The sequence below is a fragment of the Arcicella aquatica genome (assembly GCF_034928825.1).
GTDB lineage: Bacteria > Bacteroidota > Bacteroidia > Cytophagales > Spirosomataceae > Arcicella > Arcicella aquatica.
The window spans coordinates 35,316-55,297 of the sequence record NZ_JAYFUL010000037.1 but is presented as its reverse complement, the minus strand read 5'-3'; the positions used below and the strand labels follow the sequence as shown (position 1 = coordinate 55,297).

12 protein-coding genes are annotated in these 19,982 nt (G+C 37.1%); 6 read left to right on the top strand and 6 right to left on the bottom strand.

What is annotated here, in order from left to right; genetic code table 11:
• Positions 1-253: 253 nt before the first annotated feature.
• The gene (gene secA, locus VB264_RS18525; RefSeq protein ID WP_323251730.1) at positions 254-3,622 is read right to left on the bottom strand and encodes a preprotein translocase subunit SecA; all 3,369 of its coding nucleotides are present in this window, start codon (positions 3,620-3,622) and stop codon (positions 254-256) included.
• 351 nt (positions 3,623-3,973) lie between these two features.
• On the opposite strand from secA, the gene VB264_RS18520 reads away from it, so the two are divergent.
• Entirely contained in the window at positions 3,974-4,450 is a 477-nt protein-coding gene (locus VB264_RS18520) for a hypothetical protein (protein ID WP_323251728.1), read from the top strand.
• A 96-nt stretch (positions 4,451-4,546) separates the two neighbouring features.
• Here VB264_RS18520 and VB264_RS18515 read toward each other — a convergent pair whose 3' ends face one another.
• Together VB264_RS18515 and VB264_RS18510 are read right to left on the bottom strand one after the other, a co-directional pair.
• The gene (locus tag VB264_RS18515; RefSeq protein WP_323251726.1) at positions 4,547-5,176 is read right to left on the bottom strand and encodes an NUDIX hydrolase; all 630 of its coding nucleotides are present in this window, start codon (positions 5,174-5,176) and stop codon (positions 4,547-4,549) included.
• 148 nt (positions 5,177-5,324) lie between these two features.
• Positions 5,325-7,283, bottom strand: a complete 1,959-nt coding sequence (locus VB264_RS18510) for a M1 family metallopeptidase (protein ID WP_323251724.1) — start codon at positions 7,281-7,283, stop codon at positions 5,325-5,327.
• A gap of 282 nt (positions 7,284-7,565) precedes the next feature.
• On the opposite strand from VB264_RS18510, the gene VB264_RS18505 reads away from it, so the two are divergent.
• From VB264_RS18505 to VB264_RS18485, 5 genes are all read left to right on the top strand, one after another.
• Positions 7,566-7,898: an ArsR/SmtB family transcription factor gene (locus tag VB264_RS18505; RefSeq protein ID WP_323251722.1), complete on the top strand. Its 333-nt coding sequence runs from the start codon at positions 7,566-7,568 to the stop codon at positions 7,896-7,898.
• 40 nt (positions 7,899-7,938) lie between these two features.
• Entirely contained in the window at positions 7,939-8,550 is a 612-nt protein-coding gene (locus tag VB264_RS18500) for a low molecular weight phosphatase family protein (RefSeq protein WP_323251720.1), read from the top strand.
• A gap of 2 nt (positions 8,551-8,552) precedes the next feature.
• A complete protein-coding gene (gene arsB / locus VB264_RS18495) occupies positions 8,553-9,635 on the top strand; it encodes an ACR3 family arsenite efflux transporter (RefSeq protein WP_323251718.1) in 1,083 nt (360 codons plus the stop codon).
• 4 nt (positions 9,636-9,639) lie between these two features.
• A complete protein-coding gene (locus VB264_RS18490; RefSeq protein WP_323251716.1) occupies positions 9,640-10,353 on the top strand; it encodes a metallophosphoesterase family protein in 714 nt (237 codons plus the stop codon).
• A gap of 94 nt (positions 10,354-10,447) precedes the next feature.
• Positions 10,448-11,578 carry a helix-turn-helix domain-containing protein gene (locus VB264_RS18485; RefSeq protein WP_323251714.1) on the top strand — a complete coding sequence of 377 codons (1,131 nt, stop codon included), beginning with the start codon at positions 10,448-10,450 and terminating at the stop codon, positions 11,576-11,578.
• 886 nt (positions 11,579-12,464) lie between these two features.
• Here VB264_RS18485 and VB264_RS18480 read toward each other — a convergent pair.
• The 3 genes from VB264_RS18480 to VB264_RS18470 all read right to left on the bottom strand — a co-directional run bounded on the left by VB264_RS18480 (position 12,465) and on the right by VB264_RS18470 (position 19,932).
• Positions 12,465-13,916: a hypothetical protein gene (locus VB264_RS18480; RefSeq protein ID WP_323251712.1), complete on the bottom strand. Its 1,452-nt coding sequence runs from the start codon at positions 13,914-13,916 to the stop codon at positions 12,465-12,467.
• 223 nt (positions 13,917-14,139) lie between these two features.
• Positions 14,140-16,677, bottom strand: coding sequence for a phosphocholine-specific phospholipase C (locus VB264_RS18475; protein ID WP_323251710.1), 2,538 nt, complete (start codon positions 16,675-16,677; stop codon positions 14,140-14,142).
• Positions 16,678-16,923: 246 nt separating this feature from the next.
• Complete coding sequence (locus tag VB264_RS18470) at positions 16,924-19,932, bottom strand: FAD-binding and (Fe-S)-binding domain-containing protein (protein ID WP_323251707.1); 3,009 nt, start codon at positions 19,930-19,932, stop codon at positions 16,924-16,926.
• Between the last annotated feature and the right edge of the window lie 50 nt (positions 19,933-19,982).

Below are 19,982 nucleotides of genomic sequence, written 5' to 3'. Positions count from 1 at the left end.
TGGAAGGTGATTACTGATTTTTTGCTTAAGCAAACTACCCAAATTCTTGAACAATGCCAAAAGTACTTTTGAAATAGGATTAAAATTTAAGTATTGGGTAGAATCATATCCTAAAAAATAATACCGAACTCACAGTTCGCCCAGAGGGCTTATGCGAATAGATGTCACTCGGTAAAAACCAAGCGGCTGCACTACAAAAAAATGCCCCAATCTTTCGACTGAGGCATTTACAAGGAGTTTTATCAAAATAGCATTATGCAATTACTACTGCAATGCCTTTTTCTACATCTTGTTCTACTGTTTTGTATTTGATGTTCTCTTTGATTGAACCATCACGATATTGAACAGTCACTCTTTGGTTACGGTCAGCAATTTTTACTGCTTGACGTGGAGCAACTTTTTCAACTACCTGAGCACTTGGGTCATGATAATCATTTTCGTCACCTCTGCCACCTGCTAAACCACCCAATAAAGATGAAATAGCTTCATCTTTTTGTACTTGTAGTTTAGGCTGTGGAGCCTGACGACGTTGCGGTGCTGGTGCTTCAGCTTCTTGAGCTTCTGGCATATCTGCTTTCATCAAGAAACTTACTGTATCTAAGTTGATTCTGCTCAAGAAACGTTCAAACAACTTAACAGCTTCAAATTTATACACTAACAATGGGTCTTTCTGCTCGTAGCTTGCGTTTTGAACCGATTGTTTCAAATCGTCCATATCACGTAAATGTTCTTTCCATTCTTGGTCAATCAAACTTAAAGCAATTGATTTTTCCATTTCCTGAATCAATTTACGACCGTTGGTATCGATAGTTTCTTGAGCATCAGCAAATAATTGCGACATCATCGTGCCACTCATCAAAGGTACTTGCATCCCAGCATAACCATGCGTGATGGCTTCATTAGCAAAAGCAACTACTTTTTCAGCCAGACCTTTGTTTTTAATATGATAATGCTTCTCAGCAGCATCGTACAAACGTGTAGTTCGTTGTTGTGTATTTAATCTGCCGATTTCTTCACGTGTAAACGGAGGTTCAATGCCTAAAATTTCGATACAACGTAATTCTAATTCGTCATAACTAATGTTGTTTTGAATGATTTCAGAACATACATCATACGTATTATTGGCAATATCCAACGCCAAACGCTCACCGAAAAGAGCATTCTGACGACGCTTATAAATAGCATTACGTTGATAGTTCATTACGTCATCATATTCTAATAGACGCTTACGAATACCAAAGTTGTTTTCTTCTACTTTTTTCTGAGCTCTTTCTACTGAAGAAGTAATCATCGAGTGCTGAATTACCTCGCCTTCTTCCATACCCATTCTGTCCATCACTTTTGCGATACGGTCTGAACCGAACTTACGCATTAAGTCATCTTCTAATGAAAGGAAGAACTGAGAAGAACCTACGTCACCTTGACGACCCGCACGACCTCTCAACTGTCTGTCAACTCTTCGTGACTCATGTCTTTCAGTACCTACAATCGCCAAACCACCTGCTGCCTTAGCTTCTGGTGATAATTTAATATCCGTACCACGACCCGCCATGTTGGTAGCAATGGTTACTTTACTAGCCTGACCAGCTTCTGCAACGATGTCTGCTTCACGAGCGTGCTGTTTGGCATTCAATACATTGTGTTGAATTTTACGAATCGTAAGCATACGGCTTAATAATTCAGAGTTATCAACAGACGTTGTACCTACCAACACAGGGCGACCAGCATTTACTAATTCTTGAATTTCATCAGCAACGGCATTGTATTTTTCACGAACGGTTTTGTAAACTTTATCTTCGTGGTCGAAACGAGAAATCTTGCGGTTTGTCGGAATCGTAACAACGTCTAATTTATAAATCGTCCAGAATTCACCTGCTTCCGTTTCGGCAGTACCCGTCATACCACAAAGTTTGTGGTACATTCTAAAGAAGTTCTGTAAAGTAATCGTTGCATAAGTTTGTGTAGCATCTTCGATGTTTACACCTTCTTTGGCTTCAATGGCTTGGTGCAAACCGTCTGAATAACGACGACCTTCCATAATACGACCTGTAGATTCATCTACAATTTTTACTTTACCTTCATCCAATACATATTCTACATCTTTTTCAAATAATGTAAAGGCTTTTAGTAATTGGCTAACCGTATGGATACGCTGCGTTTTAGCAGAATAATCACGAATTAAAGCTTCTTTCTTAATCAAACGTTCTTGTTCTGTAATACCTAACGCTTGCTCAATTTGATTCAAATCAACTGATAAGTCAGGAATAACGAAGAAATCAGGGTTTTCAACCATGCGTGTCATGAAGTTCAGACCTTTTTCAGTCATCTCCACTTGGTTGTTTTTTTCCTCAATCGTAAACATCAACGGAGCATCTGCTTCTGGCATCAATTTCTGATTTTCTGCCAAATAGATGTTCTCTGTTTCTTGTAAGATTTGCTTGATACCAGTTTCAGACAAATATTTAATCACTGGACGAGATTTTGGTAAACCTCTAAAAGCACGGAATAAGGCTAAACCACCTTCTTTTTTATTACCAGCAGCAATTAATTTTTTAGCTTCTACCAAGAAATCTTGTACCAATTTCTTTTGTTGGTCTACCATACGAGCCACCAAAGGATTGAAGGCATCAAACTCTTGCTCATCACCACGGGCCATCGGCCCACTGATAATCAAAGGCGTACGCGCATCATCAATCAATACTGAATCGACCTCATCGACCATGGCAAAATGGTGCTTGCGTTGTACTTGCTCTTCTGGAGTACGTGACATATTGTCACGTAGATAATCAAAACCAAATTCGTTGTTAGTTCCGTAAGTAATATCTGCCAAATAAGCCTGACGACGTTCCTCTGTATTAGGGTCGTGTTTGTCGATACAGTCAACTTTTAACCCGTGGAACTCAAATAAAGGAGCATTCCACTCAGAGTCACGTTTAGCTAAGTAATCATTTACAGTTACTAAGTGTACACCCTGCCCAGCTAAAGCATTTAGATAACAAGGTAAAGTAGAAACTAATGTTTTACCTTCACCCGTTGCCATTTCCGCGATTTTACCTTGGTGAAGTACCACGCCACCAATTAGCTGAACATCGTAGTGAATCATGTTCCACTCGATTTCATTACCAGCCGCAAGCCATTTGTTATGCCAGATGGCCGTTTCACCGACAATCTCAACGTTTTTCTTTTTAGCAGCAATAAATTTATCGTGAACCGTAGCGGTTACTTCCAGTTTCTTATTCTCGGTAAACCTTCGGGCGGTTTCCTTCACTACGGCAAAAGCCTTCGGAAGAATATCGAGCAATACTACCTCTAGTTGTTTATCACGATCAAGCTGTAATTTATCAATTTGATTGAAAATTGTTTCTTTAGCATCAACAGACATCTCTTGGTTAGCTTCTACTTCTAATTTTAAATCAGAAATTTCGGCATCAATTTTTGCAAGGTTTTTCTGTATAATAGCCTTTAGGTCAGCGGTTTGTTGACGGAGCTGTTCGTCTGAAAGATTGCGAAGAGTAGCAAATTCTGCATTGGTTTTAATCACGTAAGGCATCAATTCCTTGATGTCCCTATCTGATTTTGTACCAAACAGTTTTGTTACTGCTTTTGTGATTGAATTTATCATTGTATTGGGTTTTAATCATTTAGAAGTAATGATTGAATTAATTTTCTCAATCATTTGTATTACAAACTAAAAATAGAATACTTACAAATTTAGTTCATTCAACGCTTTTAAAAACAATTTCTGTATAATAATATTGCAGATTGGTACTTTATAAAGTCTTAAAAGCATATCCCTCAAAAATAATGCCTTTATAATCAGTGTTTTACAAAAACTATGTTTAGCGGTTATACAATAAGCTAAAGGGAGCTTTATTTATTTAATATTTTTTGCTCATTAAAATAATGAACTAAAAATATAGTTTTTAGGATATATTATCTATATTTAACCTTTGATATTAAACAACAGCAAATAATGGAACAAGCATCTCCACGTCGTCGTCCACCTCGCCCAAAATTAAAAATGCCTTTAATTGGCAATATGCTTGGCGGATCAAGTAATTCTTCTGCCAAAGATCCGAGTTTTTTATCAAGTAAATTAACCCCTTTGATTGTGGGTGTGGTAATCATTATTTATGCGATAGACTACGTTAGAAGTAAAAACGATACACACAGAGTATATCAAGGTGTTTCTGATATAAAAGAGATGGCTTGGGATGGGAAAGTTGCCAAAAAATGGGTCAATATTATTCCTCCAGATAATGAGATTCACTATATGTTTCAAATAATTGATGCCAAAGGAGAAGTAAAAACGGTAGATTTGGGAGACGAGAAGGCTGGGCTAGGGGATTTGATGATGCCGAAAAATACGTTAATTAAAAAAGCGGGAAGCTTCGACGTGACGGTAAAAAGATATTTTAAGAATGATACTACGATTGTGTTGAAGTATTAGAAAAGCTATGAGCCGTGAGCAATGAGCTTTGAGTTTTTGCATTAATTAAAAATATAAAAACTCAAGGCTGATAGCTCAAAGCTCATAGCTAAAAAACTAATCAAGGTACACTTCCTTATCAGGATTATCTTTGTACTCAAACATCATTTCAATTTGTGAAAGCACATTTCTAGGTTCTGAAAGGAGAGGGAGGTTCTCGATACCGAAATATTGAATATCTGAAGTTTCCATTGTATTGATTAAAATCTCACCACCTATTTTCTCACAAAGAATAAATAGCTTATATACATACCAAGCTTCCTGTGGATGTGGATGGTTTTTCTTATCCATTACGGCTAATAAACGAACAGCTTTTACATCCAATCCAGTTTCCTCGCGTACTTCTTTTACTGCTACTTCCGAAGGAGTATAACCAACATCAGCCCAGCCCCCTGGCAAAGCCCAACGGTCGTCTACTCTTTCTTTTACCATCAGAATTTCGCCCTTTTCATTAAAGACTACTGCTCTTATATCTACTTTAGGTGTTTGGTATCCATCTCGTTCTTCCGTAAACAAAGCCCCAAATTTTTCGATAGGCTCATCTGTCAAATTTTCTAAAATTTGCACACTGAGGTCAGATAATTCTTGGTAACGGTCTTTATCATAAGGACTTTCTGTATAAAATAATCCAGCCTGAGCAATTGCCTGAATTCTTTTAGCCATTGCTAGCCAATCTGTGTTTTGCATAATAAAGTAAGGGTTTGTTTTGGGCTATTAAATTAATATCAGAAAAAGCAATGTGCAAAAATTGCACATACTGAAATTTCGTCATTATAAATTTACTAAAATGTATAAAAAAGGGTCAACCAATCGGCTAACCCTTTTTTATACATTTTTAATTCGGCTTAGGAGCCTTATAATTCAGTGGCTTCCAAGTATTGTTTTTTGAATTGAAATCTGGGAAAACGTGGTCGGGGTCTATTGTTACCGATTTTAGTGGTAAGTTGGTAGTTGTTTTAAAAGTCCAAGTACCGCCTCTCTGCCAAATTTCTACTGGTAGTGTAACTCGTTCCTTTGTTCCACCTACCATTTCCATTTCAACTACGGCAGGCATTGCTAATTTCTCTAAGTTTTCAATAACGATAATTGCACCGTTTTTAGGGTCTTGCTCTATATACTGTACATCTTTTACAGACTGGTCTAGTTTCCAAGTTTCATAGAACCAACCTCTCCAGAACCAAGATAAATCTTCGCCAGCAGCATCTTCAATCGTCTTAAAGAAATCATAAGGAGTTGGGTGCTTAAACGCCCAACGTTTGATATATTCACGGAAAGCATAGTCAAAACGTTCTTGTCCGAGTATTTGCTCACGCAATAGTTTCAGCCCAATAGCAGGTTTGTAATAAGCTTCATAGCCTAATCCGTTTGGTTGAATAACATCAGGAATATTCATGATAGGCTCAGCAGTTTCTCTGAAAAGCTGTTTCGACATTTGGTGCATATCTATTTTATTGCCTTTGTATTCTCCGTTATTGAAATTGTCAGTCGAATAAAAATTGATAAAAGTATTAAAACCTTCGTCCATCCAAGCAAACTTGCGTTCGTTAGTGCCTACAATCATCGGGAACCAGTTATGTCCAAATTCGTGGTCTGTTACACCCCAAAGACTTTCGGTTTGGTCGCGCATTCCGCAGAATACAATACCCGGATACTCCATACCACTAATAGACCCTGCTACATTGGTTGCTACTGGGTAAGTATATTCATAAAGCCATTTAGAATAATATTCAATACAACCTTTTACATATTCAGTAGAGCGTGCCCATGCTTTATCGCCTGCTGATTCAACTGGATAAGCAGACATTGCTAATGATTTTTTACCACTTGGCAAATTGATTTTAGCGGCATCAATGATAAATGATTTTGAACTAGCAAAGGCTACGTCACGCGCATTCGTGCAACGGAATTTCCAAGTAATTTTTCCTTCTTTTTTCGGGCGAGATGTGCTTGTTCCTACTTCATCTTTGCCCAAAATTGTTACAGTTTTATCACTATTAGATGCTTCTGCAAAACGCTTGATTTGTTCAGCAGTCCAGCATTCATTTGGATTAGTCAACTCGCCAGAGCCCACTACTATATGCGAAGCAGGTACTGTTACAGCATATTCAAAATTGCCATATTCCAAATAGAACTCGCCAGCACCTAAGTATGGCAATACGTTCCAGCCTTCAATATCATCGTAAACAGACATCCTCGGATACCACTGAGCCATTTCGTAAATAGTCCCGTTTTTTACTTCTTGGGTTCCCATACGGTCTGAGCCATATTTGGGGATAGGGAAAGAATATGAGATTTTAATTTTAGTAAGACCTGTACGTTCAACCAGTGGCGATGCCAATTTGATTTGCATACGGGTATCGTTTACTAAAAAGTCAGCAGGTTTGCCATCAATAGTTACCGACTTTATTTGATAACCTCCTTCAAAACTTGTGTTACCAAAACGACCACCATTGATAGGCGTAGTAAGTCCTCCGCGTGATTTAGTATTGAATTGGTTTTGGTCTAATTGTAACCACAAGAAATTCAATTTATCAGGCGAAGCATTTTTGTAGGTAATCTCTACATCGCCTTCAACTATATTTTTTTCGTCGTCTAAAGCTATATTGATTTTATAATCAGCAGAGTTTTGCCAGTATGTAGTCCCAGGTGCCCCTGTTCCACTTCTAGTGGGAGTAGAGAGCGTATAATTGAACAAAGGGTTGAACAAATCGTACTGACTATAGTTTGATTTTTGTTGTGAAAACAAACTTTCTGACCCAAAGAGTAAGCAAGCTGCTAAAAGTAGTTTTTTCATTTGTAAAGGAATTTATGGTAATCTATATAATATTCAACGCTCAATATAAAAACTATGTTATATGCTGTGCAAGATATTCATTAAAAATAGAAAACTGCAAAAGTTTATAATGAATAGCGCATAAATAATCATGGTTGTGTATTATCTGACAATTAATTGGTCAAATGTTGGTTCATAATGATAATTGATAGGTTAATAAATTATTATTTTATCTTCTTTCCTAGCATCTCATTTGTTGTTTTGAAATGTTTATCGTAATATTGCGATAAATAAATAAGAAACATGGGAGCGACCAAAACTGACCACTTCACGGAACGTCAAAACCAATTAGCAATGCTTGCTAAAGCTATCGCACATCCTGCAAGGATTGCCATTCTGGACTATCTAATAAAGGTAGATTCATGTATTTGCGGAGATATCGTAAACGAATTGCCTTTGGCACAAGCAACCATATCACAACATTTAAAGGAGTTAAAGAATGCTGGATTAATTAAAGGCGATATCGAAGGAAATGCCATTTGTTATTGTATCGACGAGAACACATGGAAGAAATTTCAAGATATTTTGAATGCCCTTTTCGATGGTTATACTCCCAAAACCCAATCTTGCTGTTAATAGCTTAGTGCTTTGTTAATAGCTTAAAATTTTTGAAATAATGTATCCTCCAATCAAAAATCTATGCGATGAATTAGTTAATTCATTCGATACTATTCCTGAACAAAGACAAACTTTGTTGCTAAAAATTAGTAAATACATTCAAGCTAAGAAAGATGCTAACCAGCCTATCCAATTGGTTTATGTATGTACTCATAATTCAAGAAGAAGTCATTTCGGGCAAATTTGGGCAGCCGTTTCGGCATCCTATTATGGTGTGCAAAATGTGAAAACCTATTCTGGTGGCACAGAAGCCACGGCTTTTAATATCAATGCTATTAATGCACTGAAAAGAACAGGCTTTTTAATTGAAAGTAGTGACAATACTAACAATCCTGTTTATACCGTGCGGTTTAGTGAAAATGAAAGCACTACTTGTTTTTCAAAAGTATATAATGATGCCGTAAATCCACAAGAACATTTTGCTGCCATCATGACTTGCTCGGATGCAGAAGAAAACTGTCCTTTTATCCATGGCGTAGAACTGCGAATAGGTACAACCTATGATGACCCCAAGGCTTTTGATAATACACCACTTCAAGAGGCTAAATATGAAGAACGGTCGCGTCAGATTGCCCAAGAAACTCTTTTTGTCTTTTCAAATATTCAATAAATATGTCTGCCAATCATTGTGCTCCCGTAGCTGAACGTAAAAAATTGAGCTTTTTAGATAGTTATCTCACCTTTTGGATATTCTTAGCAATGGGGATAGGCGTAGGCTTGGGCTATTTTTTTCCATCAACAGCAACTTTTATTAACTCGTTCTCTCATGGCACGACCAATATACCCTTGGCAATTGGCTTGATACTGATGATGTATCCACCTTTGGCCAAAGTAAAATACGAAAACATGGGCGAAGTCTTCAAAAATACCAAAGTGCTAACAGCTTCTTTGATATTAAATTGGCTTGTTGGACCAATCTTGATGTTTTTATTAGCCATTACTTTTCTAAGAGAACACCCTGCCTATATGATTGGCTTAATCCTGATAGGGCTGGCTCGATGCATAGCCATGGTGGTGGTCTGGAACGAATTAGCGGAAGGAAACCGAGAATATGCCGCAGGTCTAATAGCCCTCAATAGTATTTTCCAAGTACTTTTATACAGTGTGTATGCGTATGTGTTTATTACTATTCTGCCCCCGTATTTTGGTTTAACGGGACTTGAAGTAAATATTACCATTGGGCAAATTGCCGAAAGCGTAGCTATTTATTTGGGGATTCCCTTTGCGACAGGCTTTATTAGTCGATATGTTTTGATAAAAATCAAAGGAGAGGAATGGTTTCAAACAAAGTATGTGCCTTTTATTTCACCCATTACCTTGATAGCCTTACTTTTTACAATAGTAATAATGTTTAGCTTAAAAGGCGAATTAATCGTGAAAATCCCTTTTGATGTTGTGTTAATAGCCATTCCTTTAGTGATTTACTTTGTCATCATGTTTGTCCTAAGCTTTTTTGTGGGTAAAACATTTGGGGCAGATTATTCCAAAAGTACCTCTATCGCTTTTACAGCTACAGGCAATAATTTTGAATTGGCTATTGCCGTAGCCATTGGTATTTTTGGGATTAACAGTGGTGAGGCTTTTACAGGAGTAATAGGTCCTTTGGTAGAAGTTCCCGCACTGATTGCCTTGGTAAATTTAGCCTTTTGGTTTAGGAAAAAATATTATTCAACGGAAGCTCAACTACAATCATAAACGTATGAAAATTGCCTTATTCAGTGATATACATGCCAATGTGCTTGCCTTAGATGCTTTTTTTGCTGATGTAGAACAGCAAAAGCCTGATACCATTTATTGCTTGGGCGATTTGGTAGGATACCATATTTGGCCAAACGAAGTAATTGAAGCCATTAAATCAAGAAGAATTGCTACGCTAGCGGGCAATCATGACATAAAAGTTACGCTACCTTTTGAATCTGAAAGTGAAATAACGGCTAGCAAGTATGCCTATGATATCATAGAAAAACAGCATCGTGAATATCTATTGTCATTACCACATCATATCCGACTGTCGTTCTTTATTCAAGGCACAGAAAAACAAATGCTGATGGTACATGCTAGTCCGAGAAGTATTACGGAGTATATCTTGCCAGATATGGATGAAGATGATGTAGACGCCATCATGGTAGAAGCCAAGGCCGATATTTTATGTTTTGGGCATTCGCATAAACCGTATCATCGGGTAATAGAGCGAGATGGTAAGAAGAAGCATATTATCAACATTGGTTCTTTAGGCAAACCCAAAGATGGAGATATCAGGGGGTGTTATGTACTATTAACAATCCATCCCGATTCATCAGAGATTGAAGTTGCTTTTAAGCGTGTGGAATATGACGTAGAAAAAGCTGCGGAGGCACTTATACAAAGCCCATTGCCTAATGAACTGGCAGATAGATTACGGGGAGCTTTTTGAGCTTTCCGTATCAATACATCATAAAACACAAAATTTGTGTAAATTTGATTTTGGGCTTTATTGAAATACTGAGTTTTAAAATCGATTGAACAAAATGCTTTTTAATTGGATTGGCTTTGGGAGTGTTTTCTTTTTGCTGGGCTTGGCTGTTTTCTTTCTGAAAAACCGACATAACAATGCGGAAAGTAATCTTTATTTAGGCCTACTTTTTTTATTGCAAGCCATAAGCAATTTGCATTTTTTTGCCTTCCGACTGTCTGATATTATTAATCATATTCCTTACTTTATTCATTTTAGCGCAGGGTTTCGGTTTCTTTGGGGTGTATTATTATACTTTTTTGTAAAGACTTATACAGGCAAAACAATAAAATACCAAGGCACTACTTATCTACATTTTGTACCTGCTATTGTCGCTACTATTTTCTTTTATGGTAAACTGTTTTTTATCCCTTCTAACGAAATTCATCAGTATGTAGCACTGATCAAGCTTGATAAACATCCTGTCAATAGACCTTACCATTTACTGTTATATCTTTCAAATGTTGCTTATTTGGTAGCTAGTTTGGTAGCAGTATTGAAATACCGATTGGCGTTAACTACTTACTTCTCGAATATCGAAAAACTAAGACTGGTTTGGCTGTTTAATATTTTACTTTTTTTGATGATTTTCCACTTCGTATTGCCCTTGGGATATGGCTTGATAAGTATCAAGTTTTTTCCTTATGTGCCACTGATGCAATTACCAATTTTAAGTTTTGTTGCTTGGAAAGCATATGCTCATCCAGAGCTGTTTACTACATTAGAAACTTTTTCAGAAGAAATACATCAAAAAGGAATTCCAAAATTGGATGAAACAAAAGTCGTTGTAGCCATGCCAACGCTCGACGATAGTTTTATCAATACTTTGCTCCAGTTTATGGAGGTTAATAAACCTTATCTGAATCCTGAACTTACTATTAAGATACTCTCAGACGATTTAGGGATTCCTAGCTATCAATTATCTAAAATCTTGAATCAGCACTTTCAAAAAAACTTCTTCGATTTTGTGAATACTTATCGTGTAGAAGAAGCCAAAAAGAAATTGATAATATCTGAATATACACACCTTACTTTGGAAGGAATAGGTTATGAATGTGGTTTCAATTCAAAGTCATCTTTTTATGCAGTGTTTAAAAAATACGCAAGCCAAACCCCAGCGGAATACCGTAAAGAAAGACGGGTGTAAGTTAGTGAGTTAGTGAATGAGTGAGTTGTGAGTTAGTGAATTAGTGAGTTATTATAATTATGGATTAGTGATTTTTAGTAGGTAATGTTTTTGATTATTATCTACTAGTTTTATTTAATTTATTCCCACCCCAATAACTCACAATTCGCTAACTCACAACTCACTCATTCACTAACTCACTCAATAAATAAGTGCAGATTTATAAGTTTGGACTCTTTTATTTTTTTGTTATTACACCCAATTTCTACCTTTGCCCCAGATGCTAGTGATATTCCACTTCTATAAATCCTAAATATCGATCCTTTACACAAATCCGCCCCCTGTTCTAGATAACTCAATTACTAATCCGCACGTTTTTTGATAAATACAATAAAGTAGATGAAAGAATAAAAAATAATTGGATTACACCTGTCACCTAAAGATATTTTTTATCGTACTAGTGAAGAAGCGATAATACAGATAAACGCTTTATGGTTTCTGTATAAATAGAAAACTATCAGACACTTCTAATGGATAATACAGACGAGGATAGTCAAAGAGAAATAGGACTAGTAAAAGTTAATAAAGACAATAGAAAAGTAGCATCAACTACAATCTAGGGCAAAAAGAAATCGCTCAAATTAAGATTAGCGTCTTTAAATGCTCAGTAAAATTTTAAATATTTAGTGGTTAGGTTTCTAAAACTCTCGTTCACTTGAGCGGGAGTTTTTTGTTTTTTTAGGAAAATATTATGGTTGCTTGAAATTAAACTAGCAATGATATTTCTGATGGAGAAGGACTTATATTATATTCTCAAAATTCATTTTCTATTAGCTGGTGACTTAAGTCACCAGCTAATAGAAAATGAAGAATCGAAAATTTTAAGGGAAATATATTTAAAATACCCCTACTTCTTCAACAAACACTTCTCAAAAAAAGAACCATTCTTCAAAGAGTATTCCAAAACAGCCGTGCTATCGCCATACATTACGGCTTGAAAAGACAACATATTATGTAGCTGATGATAGTCCGCTTTTACGATAGTTGTTTGTGGTTTTGAAGGCAACATACTTTTGTAAACTTGATGTAAAGTAGGCAAGGTATTAATCAAAAAGAACACAAGGCCCAGCCAATAAAATATTTTAGGACTACGGTGATGCACAAAAACATAAGCAATAGCAACCGTAAGAATGAGCATAGCAGGAATAGAAGCCCTAATGTTTAAATCGTTAGCAATACCGATTTGATACAAGGGAATAATGATGAGAAACAACAATGAAACCCCTACCATCTTTTTGAAAGGATGCTCGAATTGTCTTAGGAAAAAATACCACGTCAAGAAATTGAAAACGATGTAAAAGAGATAACACCAATACCATTGATTAATCCCCGCTTGCCACATAAATAAGGTATTACCATGATTTACACCTTGTGTACTTAGAAAGTAAATCATTAGTGGGCTAAAAGCTATTACTAACATTATCTTCAGTAAAATGCTTTTCCATTGAAAGAATACAGACCAATTACTTAAATAATAGTACAGCACAAAAGGGAAAATGCCAATGCTTGCTAACGGACTCCAATACATGGTGGCTAATAACATCAATAAGATTTCATCTAAATTTACTTTCTTTACAAAGTTGGCTTCTAACATAAAACAAGCTCCCAAACAAGCAGGCAAAATATGTTGTGGTGCTAAAGAAAATCCATCCCAAAAAGGCGGACGCATTAGCCAGAAAGCATTTAGTTTTACATGATAGGGGGGATATATATAAGATTGAAAATCTAGCCAATAAATGACTTTATAACATAGCCAAGCATTTGAAAAAAAGACGATTACAGCAATAGCCATAATTCTATATTTATCTAGAAAAGTACTTACCCACGCAAATACCAAGAAAGTACCAATGGTACTCCATATTAAAGAAATATACCGACAATATTCTAATCCAACGATTTTGCCCAAGCCTGCTGTAGGTAAATAATAGCCCAGATAATAGCACATATAAACCTTAAATGTTGGATAATACAAAGGCCATTGGTTTTGGACAAGGTCGCGGTATTTTAGGTTATTCGCCATGAAATCAATCGATTGCTCTCTGAATTCACCGATACCCACCAATAAATTAACAAGCAAAGCAAGGATAAAAGCCCCAAAAACCGTAAGCCAAGAGAGTGGATTTTTCAGGGTACGAAAATCATAAGATTGAAGATTTTTAAGATACAGAAAACCAAAGACACTAATTATTAAGCAAGCAGTGATACCAACTTCAAGCTTTACCCATGTCAGTAAAAAGAGGTAAGTAGGAATCAATAAATAAACCAGCGAGCTAATTTTTAAGAGTTTTATGATTTTCATAATGATTCAGAGGGTAATACTACAGCTATTGAATTTTCCTTAAAATTAAGACATGTAATAGTTTTTTTAGCATTACGCCTGACTTTTCTATTGTCATCCATTATTTGGATAAATTTAAAACTGTTGGCTCCCTTGCGATTGCCGACAAATAAAAACGGTAACCGAAAGGGCTACCGTTATAAATATATTGATGTTGGACAGGTTTCGCATCAGTAAATAAAGCCTATATTACCTGCCCCATAGCTGGGTCGGTATAGCTTTCTTTCCCAGTTTCAATGTGTCCTGCATAACGTTGCTCAAAAGTTGGGTTTCCTTCAATTTTTACTGAAATGTCATACCATGCATGGCTTTTTGCTAAATCTAAAGGAACAGATACCGTTTTGCCTTTGGCTACTTCTACTACTTTTTTGCCTGTCTTGTAGCTCATATCCTCAATGACAAAACGAAGCGTTTGTGCGTCAGTATTTTTTATTGTCAAGACAACATTTCCTGTCAAACTTGGTTTAGTACCTTGATACGTTAGTGTCGTTTCAACCTTAGGAGTTGTCGCATTCCCTTTAAAACATCTAAAGAAACCATTCGGGCCGTAGACCTCTATATGATATTGATTATCACCAAAATCACTTAATTGCCAACTATCCTTTAATATATCGCCAGCCTTTACAGCGTAATTGCGTGTATGTAATTCATCTTTTTGGGATAACGATTGGCGAGCATAAACTATAAAGGCAGCCCCCGCTGATTTTGTACCAAATACTTTATTATCAGCCGAAAAAGTAATCTCAAAGGATTTTTTATCAGCGCTCAAACTACCTTCTACGTATAATTCATAAGGCAAAGCACAAGCTTTACGAATACCTTTTTCTTGTTTAGGCATTAAGTCAGATGCAGTGCCTTTTGTATTAGCTTCGCTGATTTCTGTAGCCGATAAAGCCTTGAAATTAGATGGTACATTCTTGAATTTAGCTTTATGTACGCTTTGAATAAAAGGTTCTTTTTCAACAAAAGTAGGGAGCGCTATTTTCTCGCCATTGTAAGGTTTAAACACCGAGGTTAAATCTCCACAGATGGTTCTTCTCCATTCCGAAATGTTTTCTTCCTTGATATTTTTCTTCGTTTTTTTACTCAGAAATTTCTCTAAAAACTGTAGTATAGAAGTATGGTCGAATATCTCAGAGCATACATTGCCTCCTCTGCTCCAAGGCGAAGCGATTACTAAAGGTACTCTAAAACCTAAACCGATAGCACCATCACGTGTTTCGGTTTCTGGATTTTTATAACCACGCTTTTTCTCATCATTAATATTTACTTGTTCTACCGACACATCAATGCCCGAAGATACTTTGCCAGTATTAGCTATTTTATGATGTGGAGGAAGGAAAGGAGGAATATGGTCGAAATAACCATCGTTTTCATCATAGCATAAAATGAAAATGGTTTTCTTCCAAACCTCAGGATTTTGCGTAAGAATATCCATCACTTCTGATAAATACCACGCACCATACCACGGAGCACCAGGGTGGTCAGAGAAGTTTTCAGGAGCAACTAGCCAAGTGACAGCCGGTAATTGGTTCTTAGTTACATCTTGTCGGAACTGATGCAATACATCTCCTTTAGGAACTTCTAGCTTTCGGGCTGTACCATTATCAGTATATTCTAATGACGTAAGCTCGTGAAAATGTGGGTCGTTGCGGTTATTAGTAAATGCTTTCTGGTGAATGTTTTTCTGGAAAGCAGAAAGCTTTGCAAAATTCTCTGGTGTATAATTAACAATATCTTCCTGAGCAATTTTTAAGTACATTTTCTTCTGTGCCAAAGTCCTTTCAGCTTTTTTCAAAGCATCGCTACCCACAGCAAGCGTAGGGATTTCGCTAGTCAGTTTTTCAATTTCTTTTGGTAAAAACTTCACTACCTCCTGAATATAGCGATAGTATTCTGGCGAAAATTTTACTTGATATTGCTCAAACCATTCAATAGGATTATCCGTAAAATTAGCTAACCAAGCATCGCCTTCACCCTCTAGGCCCGTAGGCAAACTGATTTCATTTTGATATATTTTCCACGAGATACCGTTTTCTTCCAAGCGTTCAGGGAACGTTTTCCATTTAGCCCATTTGCCGTAATCAACGTCCTCATTTTTAACGTTTGCCTTTGAAGAAAAATCTTGTTGCTCACGAATCGTACCCGTCCATAAGTATAAACGATTAGGCGTTGTCCCTGTTAACGAAGAACAGAAATTTTGATCACATACCGTAAAAGCATCTGCCAAAGCATAATAAAAAGGAATATCCTCACGATTATAATAACCCAGTGTCAGGGGTAAATCTTTATATTCTTTATGTCCAGATTGTTTTACATGAAGCCATTTGTCATTTTTACCACCGTTCAGAGCATCCACTTGGTTTTCCCAAGAGTGTGGTAATGAACTCATCCAAGTGGCATTAGAATCTCGCAGGTTTAAGCGAAAAGGAGCAAAGGTTTCACCTTTTTCGTTTTGTTGTAACCATACTTTATTTTTACTAGGGAGAGTGATAGCACGTGGGTCGTTAAAACCACGGACTCCTTGTAAAGTACCAAAACAATGGTCGAACGAACGGTTTTCTTGCATCAAAATCACGACATGCTCGGCATCCCAGAAAGTACTTCCTTCGGCAGGGTTAATGGCCATAGCTTTTTGAATAGAAGCAGGTAACATCCCTAGAAAACTTGCTCCACTGGCTAATACTGACGCTTTTTTGATAAACTCTCTTCTTGATTCCATGTGTTGATTTTGTTATTGACTATCAGAATTCGTATGTCGGGAATCTGAAAAGATTCACCAAACCGCTTCTGTTAAATAGATAAGTTGATATGGCTACAAAGATAAAGTAGAGACGAGGATTAAACTGTACTGGTATATTATTGCTTTGTTAAGGAAATAGAAAACCCTTTAAAATGCAAACGGTAACCGCAAGGGCTACCGCTACATATTATAAATAATTGATTTTGGTTGATAAAAGAATAATCTCTACACCAAAGCCTCAAACAAAATCTCAACGGCATGTTTAGCCGTTCTGCCAGTACCATCATGAATTTGGTGACGGCAACTTGTACCAGAAGCCGCAATGATTACATCCTCACCTTGCTGACGAATGGTTGGGAAAAGTACTAGTTCACCTACTTGGTTTGATAATTCAAAATGTTCTTTCTCATAACCAAAAGAACCCGCCATACCACAACATCCCGAAGGAATAATTTGTACTTCATAGTTTTCTGGCAACGAAAGGGTTTTCTTCGCTGGCACTAAACTAGACAATGCTTTTTGCTGACAATGCCCATGTAGTTTAATCAAACGTTTTTCGGTAGTAAATACCTTTTTAGAAATACGCTTTGCATCAATTTCTTTGGCTAAAAACTCTTCAATCATAAAAACATTTTTGGCTAAAGCTTTTGCTGAATCCACTAAATCATCATCGACTAAATCAGGATATTCATCACGGAAAGTTAGAATTGCCGACGGTTCAATACCTATCAAAGGAGTTTCTGCCGTAATGACATCTTTTAAAAGGCTAACGTTTTTATTCGCCAATTTCTTAGCATCATCTAACAAGCCTTTTGATAACTGAGGACGGCCAGACTCTGCATGGTTAGGAATAATTACTTCATAACCCAAACGATTTAACAATTTTACAGCTGTAATACCGATTTCAACATCATTATAATTAGTGAATTCATCGATAAAGAGGTAAACAGTTTTTAACCTCACCCCCGCCCCCTCTCCTTCAGAGAGGGGAGTTTTTATCGAAGAGTTTCCCCCCCTCTCTGAAGGAGAGGGGGCAGGGGGGGTGAGGTTCTTCTCAGCCCATTTCTTCAAAGTAGTATTTGCCAACAAAGGCATCGTTCTGTCAGGGTGAAAACCCACTACAGTGTTCGCAATTTTACGAAGAGCAGGCGTATCAAAAATAAAATTATAAGCCCATGGTACATAAGATGCCACCTTTGAAAGCGATGAGAAATTCGCCACTAAGCGACTACGAATAGGTACACCATTTTCTTTATAATATTGGTGCAAAAATTCCATTTTCAATTTCGCTACATCCACATTTGATGGACATTCGCCTTTACAGCCTTTACAAGCCAAACATAAATCAAATACTTCCTTGATTTCTTCGTGATTGAAACGGTTGGCTTTGTCCGAATGCGTTAAAAACTCACGAAGAATGTTGGCTCTAGCACGGGTAGTTTCTTTTTCATTACGTGTTGCCATGTATGAAGGACACATCGTTCCGCCCGAAGCAGGCGTTTTTCTACAATCGCCTGAGCCATTACATTGCTCTGCATGTTGTAAAATATTTTGGTCTTGAAAACGGAAGGTAGTTTTAAACTCAGGTGTTTGTTGCCCCGGAGTATAGCGTAAAAAAGTATCCATGGGCGGTGTATCCACAATTTTGTTGGGGTTAAACACATTGTATGGATCCCAAGTACGCTTTACTTCCTTCATCAACTCGTAGTTATGTTCACCCACCATTTGGCGGATAAATTCACCACGCAAACGTCCGTCGCCATGTTCGCCCGAAAGCGAACCTTTGTATTTTTTTACCAAAGTAGCAATTTGCTCAGCTATTAAACGAAATTGCTTGTTCCCTTCAACAGTCTTTAAATTGATAATCGGACGTAAGTGAATTTCGCCAGAACCTGCATGGGCATAATGTACCGAATACATATTATTAGCAGTCAGAATCTCATTGAATTCACGGATAAAATCTGGCAAATCGTTTACATCAACCGCAGTATCTTCAATGACAGCGACGGCTTTTTCGTCCCCTGGAAGGTTAGACAATAAGCCCAATCCCGCTTTTCTAAGATTCCATACCTTTTTGGTATCTTCGCCATATATTACAGGGAAATGATAACCCAAACCAGCCGCACGCATTTCTGCTTCCATCGCTTTAGCTTGTTGTTCAATTTCCTCTTTATTATCCGAACGCAATTCTACTACCAATAAAGCCCCTGGGTCGCCTTGAACAAAAAATCTGTTTTGACTATGCTCTACACTCGCTTTAGTACATTCCAGAATATAATGGTCAATCAATTCCGAAGCTGAAGGTTTGTATTTTAAGGCAATCAAATTAGCTCTTAAAGACTCCTCCACATTATTGAAATGCACACAAACCAACCCTATTTCTTTAGGAGGTAAATCGTTTACATGCAATTTGATTTCTGTCAAAAAACAAAGTGTACCCTCTGACCCAGCAATCAATTCACAGAAATTGAAAGGTTTGCCTCCTTCAGTATAAGGCTCGCAATTCAATAACATATCTAAGGCGTAGCCTGTATTTCTTCTTTCAATGGTTGGTTTCGGAAATTCATTCTTGATTTCCGCCTGATTTTTTTCATCTGAAAGTACCTGATTGGTTTTCAAATAAATTTTATCCACCAAAGTAGCCGACCCATTTTTACTTCGTGCTGACTCCACAAGAGCATTAAACTCGTTTAAGCTATCACTTTTAAAAACCACATCAGTTCCATCCGCTAAAATAGCTTTTACTTCCATTAAATGCTCGCGGGTAGAACCATACACTACCGAGTTTGACCCACAAGAGTTATTACCCACCATCCCGCCAATCATGGCACGGTTGGCAGTGGATGTTTCTGGTCCAAAAAACAGACCATGTTTTTTAAGTTCTATATTCAGTACATCGCGTACTACCCCTGGTTGTACTCTTACCCAATGTTCATCCTTGTTGACTTCCAGTATCTTAGTGAAATTCTTAGAGACGTCTACAACGATGCCGTTTCCAACTACTTGGCCCGCCAACGAAGTACCAGCTGTTCGTGGAATAATGGAGGTCTTATTGTCACGAGCGAAATTTATTAATTTTCTAATATCTTCAATCGTTTTCGGAAGTGCCACAGCTTGGGGCATTTCTCTATAGGCCGAAGCATCAGTTGCGTAGAGTGTACGCATGACGGTATCGAAATAGAGTTCACCTTCTAATTGACTGGCAAGTTGAGTAAGAATGTTTGGATTGGTCATTTTTGGATTTTACAAAGAATAATATAGTTTTTCTAAGTTCTTTTTTCAGA